Below are 10,615 nucleotides of genomic sequence, written 5' to 3' on the forward strand. Positions count from 1 at the left end.
GTGTCGCCATCAGCGCGGGACTCGTCAGAGCGGCGTTCGCTCACGAGGCGCCTGGTTCGCTGAGGTTGGTGGGACAGTCGGCAAGCCGTACAAGATTGACAAGGGTTCGGTCGGTGAGGGGCAGAGAGAGTATGAACCGGTAGCAGGTCGCGGCTCCACCGCTTGCGGTGTAAGCGACCGTGATCTTGGTGGTTGAAGCGTCGCGCGCTCTGCCCCAGCGGGCATCCCCGGCCGCGTGAGTAATCTCTTTGTCCGTGAGAGCCCCGTCCCGTGTGGCCTCATGGAGTTGGTACCCGGTCAGTCCGGCCTTCTTGGCAAGGACTTCGTCGTCCGGCGGTGCCGGGCGGTCGAAGAATCCCTGCACCGCGATGGACACCAGGATCGCGGCCGCGGCAAGCAACAAGGCGATGACGAGCAGGACTACGCACCCGGCTGTGATCAGCCGGTCGCGGTTGTCGGTTTCCAGGGTCACCTCATGATCTCTTGCAGCCAGAACGCCGGCTGTCGCCTACATATCGCCGTTTCCTGGGAGCCCTGGCCGGATGGGGGGTATCTGGCCAGGGCCGCTCAGGTTGCCTTGACGCCCGTCTGAAGCGCTCCCACGATGCACCCGTTGCTTGTGCAGCCACCACCGTCAGCTTGTTGCAATCAGCCATGCGGAGGGGCGGACAAATATGGATCCAATGTGTCGATAGGGGGTGTGGATGCGACGAAGCCGTGTTGCGGAGGCGGGAACGGCCCCGCATAGTTGCGCTCCGGAGAGGCTGGAACCAGGGGTTGGGGAGATGGCCGGGCACAGGACGGAAGCGCATCCGCACGGTGCTGACCGCCTGTGCGATGCGGGGGACCGGGTGTACTCCCGGGCGGTGCGGCGTGGCCGGGTGTCCCGTGAGGATGCCGAGGCCGTGCCCTGTCTGGTCGAGCTGGCGCTGTTGCATCCCGATCCCGACGACATGCGGTATCTGGTGCCGACCTCGCCGCAGGAGGTCATGACGCGGTTGCTGCGGGAGATGCACGAGGACGTCGTCGCGGCGCAGTCGCGTATGGGCGCGACCGTGTCCGCCTTCGAGTGGTACGCGTCCCTGGGTGGCGACGCGCGGTCGCCCGCCGAGGGCGTGGCGATCCGGGTGCTCGACGGACTGCCCCGCATCCGTGCCGCCATGGACGAGGCGACCGAGGCGTGCACGTCCGAGGTGCTGGCCGTGCAGCCGGGCGGCATCCGCCGCGAGGACGAACTCTCCGAAGGGCTGCACCGGGCGCTCGCGCTCCGCCGGCGGGGCGTACGGATGCGCGACCTGTACACGCACGTGGCCCGGCACGGTCAGGGACTGCTCAACTACATGGAGCTGATGGGCGACGCGGCCGAGGCCCGCACCCTCGACGAGGTCCCCGAGCGGCTCATCGTCTTCGACCGCACGGTCGCCTTCATCCCCGCGAGCCAGGACCGTACGATCGCGCTGGAGCTGCGCCACCCGGCGCTGGTCGACTACCTGGTCACTGTCTTCGAACGGCTCTGGCGCCTCGCGATCCCGATCACCGCGCCCCTACCGGACACGGGCATCGAGGGCATCACCCACCGCGAACGCGCCATCGCGGCACTGCTGGCCGAGGGCCACCAGGATGCGGTGGTCGCGGAGCGACTGGGCATCAGCGTCCGTACGTGCCGGGCCCACATCGCGCGGTTGTCGGAGACGCTGGGTGCCGCCAGCCGTACGCAGCTGGGGGTCCGCATCGCCCAGGCGGGCCTCGACGGTCCGCCGCGCTCCACGGAGCTTCAGCCTCTCACCGCTCCTGGTCCGGTTGCTCCAGAATCCCCGACTGGCCGATGAGATAGCCGAGTTGGGCTCGGCTTTCGCTGCCGAGGGTGGCGGCGAGTTTGGCTATGTGGACTCGGGCGGTGCGGACGTTCATGCCGAGGCGGTCCGCGATGACCGCGTCGGTGTGGCCTTCGATGAGGAGGGCGGCGATGGCTCGTTGGCGGGGGGTGACGCCGTCGAGGGACGGGCGCCGGACCGCTTCGGGGTACATGGGAGTGGCCAGCCGCCAGAGGCGGTCGAAGGTGGTGACGAAGTAGCCGACCAGGGCCGGGTGATGGACCGCCACGGCGATGGTGCGGTCCTTGTGGGCGGGTATGAAGGCCACGGTCCGGTCGACGACGAGCAGCCGCTCGGTGACTTCGTCCAGGGTGCGGGCCTCGACATCGCCCGCCAACTGTTCGTAGCGGGCGAGCACAGTGGGTGCGTGGCGCAGCGTGTGCTGGTAGAGGGTGCGGATGCGGCCGCCGCGGTCGAGGAAAGCCTGGTCGCGGTCCAGGGCTTCGATGTGGACCTGGGGAGGCGGACCGATGTGCGAGGCGTGCGGTTGGATGGCGAGAAGTTCGCTGGAGGCGTCAGCCAAGGTCTCGGTGATGACCTGGTTGATGCGCGCCATACCGGTGAGGACCCTGATCGTCGGGCTGTCCGTCGCTGCCGTACGACCGCCGTCGAGCCGCATCAGCGGCTCGAACACTGTGGCCAGCCGCTCCTCGCGTCGCCGTTCGTCGGCGATGCGGTCCTCGGCGATGCGGAGCAGCCTGTGGAGGGCCGCGGCCGGTGCGATGGGCTCCAGTCGGCTCAGGTCCTCGACGGACGGCTGCAGCAGCCCGAAGTCGACAAGACACGGGGCTCCGACGACGTCGGCACTGCGTACGCGCCCTTCCCGCAGGGCTCGTGCGTACAGTCGCGTGCCCGTCTCGCACAGTTCCTCCGGCCCGTGGCCGTGCGCCTCGCTTGTCACATGCGGCTCTCTTCGGTCGGCGTTCAGTGATCCTGGTCCAGGATCCCCGACTGCGCGATGAGGAAGCCGAGTTGGGCCCGGCTGCCGCTCCCGAGGGCGGTGGCCAACTTCGCTATGTGGGCGCGGCACGTGCGTACGTTCATGCCGAGGCGCCGGGCTATCGCCTCGTCGACGTAGCCCTCCACGAGCAGCTTCGCTATCGAGTGCTGGATGTCGGTGATGCCGTCGGGGTCGGTTTCGTAGGGGGCGCCCGCGTCCAGGGGGACCGAACGGCCCCACATGAACTCGAAGACCTTGATCAGGTAGCGGACGAGCCCGGGATGACGGAGCTCGAGGGCGACCTGCCCGTCATCGCGCGTGGGGATGAAGGCGACGGTCTCGTCGCAGATGATGAGCCGCTCGACGAGTTCGTCGATGGTGCGGTACTCCACCTTGCCGTTGGAGAACTGGGCCACGTAGGCCAGGGTCTCGGGGCTGTACCGGGCTGTGTGCTGGTAGAGGGTCCGAATGCGGCAGCCCCGTTCGATCAACGGCCTGTCGCGCTCCAGTCCTTGATGGAGTGTGTGCTCGAGCCGGCGGCGGCTCGGCTGGACCGTGAGCATCTCGGACTGGCACTGGGCCGTGGCCAGGTCGAGTGCCGCATTGATCCGCTCGATGCCCTCCAGCACCGTGATCGAGTGGGTGTTTGACGTCGCCTGGGCGCTGAGGGTCATGAACGGCTCGAAAGCGTCGGCCAGTTCGATCGACATCCGCCGCTGCTTGGTGATCTCGTGCTCGATCGGGTTGAGCCGCTGGGCCAGGGCGATCGACGGGGGAACCGGGCGCAGCCAGTTCGCGTCGTCGGGGTCGGGGTGCAGGAGGGCGAACTCCATCAGGCAGGGAGCGGGCTCCACGTCCGCGCGGGCGATGCGCCCAACGCGCAAAGCGTTCTCATAAAGACGGCGACCTTCCTCGCACAGCTCAGTCACTCCATGAGGATGTGTCTGCTTAGTCTCATTTGTAGCCAAATCTCCACCCCCCAGGGTCCTGAACATGCAGGAACATGATGCATCCATTCGGTGGCCATGACGTGCCCGAATGCGCCATCGTCGTATTCGACGGGGGAGAGGTGACCTTCAAATGAGGACGAAGCCGACTATGCATAAGAGAATGCTTCGCTCGGCGCTTGCCGCCGCCTTCTCCGCCGTTGTGACCCTCGGGGCTGTGGGTGGCCTCGTGGGTACGCAAGGTGACGCTCCGTTGGGCGACAGTACGTGGCGCGTGAGTGCCGCGGCTACTGCCGACGACCCCAGTGACAGTACTTGGGTCAGTCCGGTGCCTGCCGCCAATCCTGGTGACAGTACCTGGATCAGTCCGGCGTCCACCGGCGGCGACAATGACAGCACGTGGGTCGCCGAGTCATGACTACCCCACCCGACGACCGCTCCTTCCGGAGAGAAATGGCCACCGCCTACCGCTCCGGCTGGCACTTCATCGACCTGGTCACCGCCATCCCCCACAGCGGCGACTCGCTGATGGTGACCGTCTTCGGAGAGCCGGTCGTCGTCACCAGGGACGAGGAAGACGACGTGCGGGCGTACCGGTGTCTACGACGTCCGCGAGGAGCGCCGCAGCCCGTGCGGTGTGCCATTCGGTACGGAATGATCTTTGTGAACCTCGACCAGCGTGATCACGAGCTGGTCGAGCCGGAAGCCCCGGACGTACGAACCATCTCAGCCACCCCCCGCAGTGCCTGACGCGATTCCCCCGTCGCAATAGATCGCGCAGGTGCTCCCCCCCGCAGCGGCGTCACCGTGACCTGAACACGGTGACGCCGCTGTCGTTTGCGCGGAATCTCCTGGTATGGCCCGCTTCTGGGCGCTGTGGAGCGCGGCTGGTTTCTGTCCTTTTTTCGTTGCTGCGGGCATCTTCCTTCTGGGTGGCCTCTCTCATCCCCTTGAGTGAAATAGACTCAACTTTGTGTACGTTGCCAAAGTCAGTGTTGGAAGATGGCTGACGACGGCTGACGCAAGGAGGAGACAGCGGACGTGGACGCCGAGCTGACCAACAGGAGCCGGGACGCGATCAACGCGGCCAGCAACCGTGCCGTGTCCGAGGGCCACCCGGATCTCACCCCCGCGCACCTGCTGCTCGCACTGCTCGAGGGGCAGGAGAACGAGAACATCACCGACCTGCTGACCGCGACGGAGGCGGACCAGGCGGCCGTACGGGCCGGCGCCGAGCGTGTACTGAGCGCGCTGCCCAGCGTGACCGGCTCGACCGTCGCCCCGCCGCAGCCCAACCGCGAGCTGCTCGCCGTCATCGCCGATGCCACGGAGCGGGCCAAGGAGCTGGGCGACGAGTACCTCTCCACGGAGCACCTGCTGATCGGCATCGCCGCGAAGGGCGGCCAGACCGGGGACGTACTCTCCCAGCAGGGCGCCAGTGCGAAGAAGCTGCTGGAGGCCTTCCAGAAAGCGAGGGGAGGGCGCCGCGTGACCACACCGGATCCCGAGGGCCAGTACAAGGCACTCGAGAAGTTCGGGACCGACTTCACGGCCGCCGCGCGTGAGGGCAAGCTCGACCCGGTCATCGGGCGGGACCAGGAGATCCGGCGCGTCGTGCAGGTGCTGTCCCGGCGTACGAAGAACAACCCCGTCCTCATCGGCGAGCCCGGCGTCGGCAAGACCGCCGTCGTGGAGGGACTCGCCCAGCGGATCATCAAGGGTGACGTGCCCGAGTCCCTCAAGAACAAGCGGCTCGTCGCGCTCGACATCGGCGCGATGATCGCGGGCGCCAAGTACCGCGGTGAGTTCGAGGAGCGGCTGAAGACCGTACTCGCCGAGATCAAGGACTCCGACGGGCAGATCATCACGTTCATCGACGAGCTGCACACCGTCGTGGGCGCCGGGGCCGGCGGTGACTCCGCCATGGACGCGGGCAACATGCTCAAGCCCATGCTCGCCCGCGGTGAGCTGCGCATGGTCGGTGCCACGACCCTCGACGAGTACCGCGAGCGCATCGAGAAGGACCCGGCCCTGGAGCGGCGTTTCCAGCAGGTGCTGGTCGCCGAGCCGACCGTCGAGGACACCATCGCGATTCTGCGCGGGCTCAAGGGGCGGTACGAGGCCCATCACAAGGTGGTGATCGCGGACAGCGCGCTGGTCGCCGCCGCCACCCTCTCCGACCGCTACATCACCTCCCGTTTCCTGCCCGACAAGGCGATCGACCTGGTCGACGAGTCCGCCTCCCGGCTGCGTATGGAGATCGACTCGTCTCCCGTCGAGATCGACGAACTCCAGCGCGTCGTCGACCGGCTGAAGATGGAGGAGCTGGCGCTGGAGAGGGAGACCGACCCCGCCTCCCGTGAGCGCCTGGAGAAGCTGCGCCGCGATCTCGCCGACAAGGAGGAGGAGCTGCGCGGCCTCACCGCCCGCTGGGAGAAGGAGAAGCAGTCCCTCAACCGGGTCGGTGAGCTGAAGGAGAAGCTCGACGAACTGCGCGGGCAGGCCGAACGCGCCCAGCGCGACGGCGACTTCGACACCGCCTCCAAGCTGCTGTACGGCGAGATCCCCGCCGTGGAAAGGGACTTGGAGGCCGCCTCCGAGGAAGAGGAGGAGGCGTCCAAGTCGGGGTCCAAGTCCGACACGATGGTGAAGGAGGAGGTCGGCGCGGACGACATCGCGGACGTCGTCGCCGCCTGGACCGGCATTCCCGCCGGACGGCTCCTCGAGGGCGAGACGCAGAAACTGCTGCGCATGGAGGAGGAGCTGGGCCGTCGGCTGATCGGCCAGACCGAGGCCGTACGGACGGTGTCGGACGCGGTACGCCGCACGCGCGCGGGTATCGCGGACCCCGACCGTCCCACCGGCTCCTTCCTCTTCCTCGGCCCGACGGGCGTCGGCAAGACCGAACTGGCCAAGGCGCTCGCGGACTTCCTCTTCGACGACGAGCGGGCGATGGTCCGTATCGACATGTCGGAGTACAGCGAGAAGCACAGCGTGGCGCGGCTGGTCGGCGCCCCGCCCGGCTACATCGGTTACGAGGAGGGCGGCCAGCTGACCGAGGCGGTGCGGCGTCGCCCGTACAGCGTGGTGCTGCTGGACGAGGTCGAGAAGGCGCACTCCGAGGTCTTCGACATCCTGCTCCAGGTGCTGGACGACGGACGTCTCACGGACGGACAGGGCCGTACGGTCGACTTCCGCAACGCGATCCTGATCCTCACCTCGAACCTGGGCAGCCAGTTCCTGGTCGACCCGATCACCAGCGAGGAGGAGAAGAAGGAGCAGGTGCTCGAGGTGGTCCGCGCCTCCTTCAAGCCGGAGTTCCTGAACCGCCTGGACGACCTGGTCGTCTTCTCGGCCCTGACGAAGCCCGAGCTGAAGCGCATCGCCAGGCTCCAGATCGACCGCCTCACCAAGCGCCTGGCCGAGCGCCGCCTGACCCTGGAGGTCACCGACGAGGCCCTGACCTGGCTCGCGGACGAGGGCATGGACCCGGCCTACGGCGCCCGTCCCCTCCGCCGCCTCGTCCAGACCACCATCGGCGACCGCCTCGCCAAGGAGATCCTCGCGGGCGAGGTGAAGGACGGCGACACGGTACGGGTGGACTCCTTCGGGGACGGCCTGATCGTGGGGCCGGCTACGGGCAAGACGCTGTAGTACGTGCCGCATCCGCTGTCTGGGGCGTGGTCGATTGAGCGCCGTTCCGCCGTTCATTCGGCCACATTCGGAACCCTTCGCCTGGGGCGGTTGCCGGTCACGGCCCAAGAGAGAGAGGGTGGGCTGTGTACGTCTGGTCTCAGCTATGGCCGGACGAGCCAGACGAGCACAGGAGTGTCCAAGTATGTCCATCGACCCGTCCTCGATTCCGAACTTCGGGGGCCAGCCCGAGCCAGAGCCGCAGAGCGGCGGACCGGCGGGCCCCGTCGTCCCGGATCAGGACCTCGTGAAGCAGCTCCTGGACCAGATGGAGCTGAAGTACGTCGTCGACGACGAGGGTGACCTCGCTGCGCCGTGGGAGCAGTTCCGTACGTACTTCATGTTCCGTGGCGAGGGAGACCAGCAGGTCTTCTCGGTGCGGACGTTCTACGACCGCCCGCACAAGATCGACGAGAAGCCCCAGCTCCTCGAGTCGATCGACGACTGGAACCGGCGCACGCTGTGGCCCAAGCTCTACAGCCACACGCACGACGACGGCACCGTCCGCCTCATCGGCGAGGCGCAGATGCTGATCGGTACCGGTGTCAGCCTGGAGCACTTCGTGTCCTCGACGGTCAGCTGGGTGCGGGCCGCCATCGAGTTCGACAAGTGGCTTGTCGAGCAGCTCGGCCTTGAGCAGGAGGTCAACGACGCCGAGAAGCCCGACGACGGCGACGAGGAGTAGTTCCCGCGGTAATCCTCGCGTTTTCCAGGGCTTCGGCCCCGTACGCGAACGAGAGCCCGGTCAGGGCCGCGACCAGCAGCGTCGCGTGCCCGGCCGGGCTCTCGCCGTTCGTCGCGCGGGGCTGACCTCACGGAAGGCGCTCGCCCTGCCCGCCCCCTGACCTGAGTATTCCGGTCGCAGCGACTGAGTATGTTGCCCGGTACCCCGGATCCCGGGCGGCTGGTGCACTGTCGTCATGACCACGGACACCACGCGCCCGCGCCCCATCCGAAACGTCACCGCCACGGTCACCGCCACCGGTTCGGCCCTCTCGGTGGTGCTGGTCCCGCTGGTGGTCGGGGCCTTGGTGGCGCGGACGGTCGGAGGCGACCCGATGGTGTCGGTCAACGCCCTGATCGCGGGCGGCGGGCAGCGGGCCAGACTGTCCCGGAGCCAGTTGCGCGGCTACCGCGGCCGGGCGCTCGCGGCGGCGCGGGTTGCGCGGGGTCGGTCGGCCCGGTGGTCGAGCAGGAGGGCCGGCGGGGAAACCTCCATCGGGTCATGAGCACCGGCCCGCCGGGTGCCAGGGGGCCTGTTCGCCAGGGTGGCAGTGCACCCGAGCCGTCGTCGAACCAACCAGGACGGGGGCAGCCGCAGCTCCCCGTGAATCCAGTCGCCCCACCCGGTCGTGCAACTCCGCGTCAACAGTCGTGCCCGTCCATCCATCGCGCCACTGGGTGCGCGGCGGCTCGGAGCAACCGCGTTCGTGTGGCCGGTACCTTTGCGGGTACGCCTGTCGGCTGTTATGCGGTCGGCGTCTTGAGCCGGGAGGCCGCCTCTTCCAGTACCGTCGTCCGCTTGCAGAAGGCGAACCGTACGAAGGGCGCGCCCTGCTCGCGGTGGTCGTAGAAGACGGCGTTGGGGATCGCCACCACCCCGCAGCGCTCCGGCAGCGCGCGGCAGAAGGCGAAGCCGTCGCTCTCGCCGAGGGGCCGGATGTCGGTGGTGATGAAGTACGTGCCGGCCGGGCGGAAGACCTTGAAGCCTGCCTGCTCCAGGCCGCCCGCGAGCAGGTCCCGCTTGGCGCGCATGTCCGCACGGAACTCCTCGAAGTACGCTTCGGGCAGGCGCAGGGCCTCGGCCACGGCGTACTGGAAGGGCCCGGAGGCGACGTACGTCAGGAACTGCTTGGCCGAGCGGACGGCCGAGACGAGTTCCCGGGGCGCCGTAACCCAGCCGACCTTCCAGCCGGTGAAGGAGAAGCTCTTCCCGGCCGACCCGATGGTGACCGTGCGGTTGCGCATGCCCGGCAGTGTGGCGAGCGGGATGTGTTCGGCCTCGTCGAAGACCAGGTGTTCGTAGACCTCGTCGGTGACCACGAGGAGGTCGCGTTCGACGGCGAGTGCCGCGATCGCGGTGAGTTCGTCGCGAGTGAGGACCGTGCCGGTGGGGTTGTGCGGGGTGTTGATCAGGAGCAGGCGGGTGCGGTCGGTGACCGCGTCGCGCAGCTCGTCGAGATCCAGACGGAACGAACCCTCGCTCGGGCGCAGCGTCACGGGGACACGGGTGCCGCCCGCCATCGCGATGCAGGCCGCGTACGAGTCGTAGTACGGCTCGAGCGCGATCACCTCGTCGCCGGGCTCCAGCAGGGCGAGCAGCGCGGCCGCGATCGCCTCCGTCGCGCCCGCCGTGACGAGGACCTCGGTGTCGGGGTCGTACGTGAGCCCGTACCGGCGCTCCTGATGTGCGGCGATCGCCGTGCGCAGCTCGGGGATGCCGGGGCCCGGCGGGTACTGGTTGCCTCGGCCGTCGCGCAGCGCCCGTACGGCCGCCTCGCGGACCTCTTCGGGGCCGTCGGTGTCGGGAAAGCCCTGGCCGAGGTTGATGGAGCCGGTGCTCAGGGCCAGGGCCGACATCTCGGCGAAGATCGTCGTCCCGAACTCGGCGAGACGGCGGTTGAGGAGCGGGCGCGCGGTGGAGGTCATGGCGGCCATCCTGCGCGCAACCTCTGGAGTTGCTCAACTCCGGCTTGAGCTCCGACGGCCGGGGGCATCCCCCTTTCACGCAAGAAGGAAGCCAGAAAGAAGCAAGCAGGAAGCAAGCAGGAACAGCAAGGAAGCAGACAGAAACACAGACAGGAACACAAGCGAGAAGCAATGGCCCACGGGGGGTCGCTTCGGGGGAACGAAAGGAGGGTGACGCCATGAATATCGGCATCATCCTGGCGGTGGTCGGTGCAGTGGTCGTCATCGGTGTTCTGGTCGCCGCGACGAGCGACAGCAGGAGGGCGCACTCGCGCAGCGGCTCAAGGAACCGCGGCGGCAGCTGGTGGGCCTCGGGCGGGGGCGGTCACCACGGGGGCGGCGGCTCGTCCTGTAGCGGGGGCTCGTCCTGCGGAGGCGGGTCGTCCTGCGGGGGCGGCGGCGGGGGAGGATGCGGCGGCGGAGGCAGCTGACACGGGGCAGCTGGTCCGCGGGGGAACCGCATCCGGACCGTC

General features: G+C 68.4%; 9 protein-coding genes. 5 read left to right on the forward strand and 4 right to left on the reverse strand.

The features are described from left to right. Positions 1 to 40: 40 nt before the first annotated feature. Positions 41 to 472: a hypothetical protein gene (locus IEZ21_RS33620; RefSeq protein WP_189325596.1), complete on the reverse strand. Its 432-nt coding sequence runs from the start codon at positions 470 to 472 to the stop codon at positions 41 to 43. Between the two features lie 313 nt (positions 473 to 785). On the opposite strand from IEZ21_RS33620, the gene IEZ21_RS33625 reads away from it, so the two are divergent. After that, a complete protein-coding gene (locus IEZ21_RS33625; RefSeq protein ID WP_189325597.1) occupies positions 786 to 1,829 on the forward strand; it encodes a helix-turn-helix transcriptional regulator in 1,044 nt (347 codons plus the stop codon). On the opposite strand, the gene IEZ21_RS33630 is transcribed toward IEZ21_RS33625, so the two are convergent. Together IEZ21_RS33630 and IEZ21_RS33635 are read right to left on the reverse strand one after the other, a co-directional pair. Then, a complete protein-coding gene (locus tag IEZ21_RS33630; protein ID WP_189325598.1) occupies positions 1,783 to 2,775 on the reverse strand; it encodes a helix-turn-helix transcriptional regulator in 993 nt (330 codons plus the stop codon). The genes IEZ21_RS33625 and IEZ21_RS33630 overlap by 47 nt on opposite strands. Positions 2,776 to 2,798: 23 nt before the next feature. Next, entirely contained in the window at positions 2,799 to 3,809 is a 1,011-nt protein-coding gene (locus tag IEZ21_RS33635) for a helix-turn-helix transcriptional regulator (protein ID WP_189325599.1), read from the reverse strand. Between the two features lie 366 nt (positions 3,810 to 4,175). On the opposite strand from IEZ21_RS33635, the gene IEZ21_RS33640 reads away from it, so the two are divergent. From IEZ21_RS33640 to IEZ21_RS33655, 4 genes are all read left to right on the forward strand, one after another. Continuing rightward, a complete protein-coding gene (locus IEZ21_RS33640; protein ID WP_189325600.1) occupies positions 4,176 to 4,511 on the forward strand; it encodes a Rieske (2Fe-2S) protein in 336 nt (111 codons plus the stop codon). 291 nt (positions 4,512 to 4,802) lie between these two features. Continuing rightward, entirely contained in the window at positions 4,803 to 7,415 is a 2,613-nt protein-coding gene (gene clpB, locus IEZ21_RS33645; protein WP_189325601.1) for an ATP-dependent chaperone ClpB, read from the forward strand. A gap of 184 nt (positions 7,416 to 7,599) precedes the next feature. Further along, on the forward strand, positions 7,600 to 8,139 hold the full coding sequence (locus tag IEZ21_RS33650) for a YbjN domain-containing protein (RefSeq protein WP_033322112.1): 540 nt from the start codon (positions 7,600 to 7,602) through the stop codon (positions 8,137 to 8,139). 235 nt (positions 8,140 to 8,374) lie between these two features. Next, the gene (locus IEZ21_RS33655; protein WP_189325602.1) at positions 8,375 to 8,683 is read left to right on the forward strand and encodes a hypothetical protein; all 309 of its coding nucleotides are present in this window, start codon (positions 8,375 to 8,377) and stop codon (positions 8,681 to 8,683) included. 238 nt (positions 8,684 to 8,921) lie between these two features. Here IEZ21_RS33655 and IEZ21_RS33660 read toward each other — a convergent pair whose 3' ends face one another. Beyond that, positions 8,922 to 10,112: a pyridoxal phosphate-dependent aminotransferase gene (locus tag IEZ21_RS33660; protein ID WP_189325603.1), complete on the reverse strand. Its 1,191-nt coding sequence runs from the start codon at positions 10,110 to 10,112 to the stop codon at positions 8,922 to 8,924. Between the last annotated feature and the right edge of the window lie 503 nt (positions 10,113 to 10,615).

Origin of the sequence: Streptomyces flaveus (assembly GCF_014647675.1) — a bacterium.
Lineage (GTDB): Bacteria > Actinomycetota > Actinomycetes > Streptomycetales > Streptomycetaceae > Streptomyces > Streptomyces flaveus.

Bases quoted from the DNA above. Each gene is read 5' to 3' on its own strand.
- IEZ21_RS33635 (WP_189325599.1), bottom strand. From the start codon at position 3,809: ATGTTCAGGACCCTGGGGGGTGGAGATTTGGCTACAAATGAGACTAAG.
- IEZ21_RS33655 (WP_189325602.1), top strand. From the start codon at position 8,375: ATGACCACGGACACCACGCGCCCGCGCCCCATCCGAAACGTCACCGCC.
- IEZ21_RS33650 (WP_033322112.1), top strand. From the start codon at position 7,600: ATGTCCATCGACCCGTCCTCGATTCCGAACTTCGGGGGCCAGCCCGAG.
- IEZ21_RS33640 (WP_189325600.1), top strand. From the start codon at position 4,176: ATGACTACCCCACCCGACGACCGCTCCTTCCGGAGAGAAATGGCCACC.
- IEZ21_RS33660 (WP_189325603.1), bottom strand. From the start codon at position 10,112: ATGGCCGCCATGACCTCCACCGCGCGCCCGCTCCTCAACCGCCGTCTC.
- IEZ21_RS33625 (WP_189325597.1), top strand. From the start codon at position 786: ATGGCCGGGCACAGGACGGAAGCGCATCCGCACGGTGCTGACCGCCTG.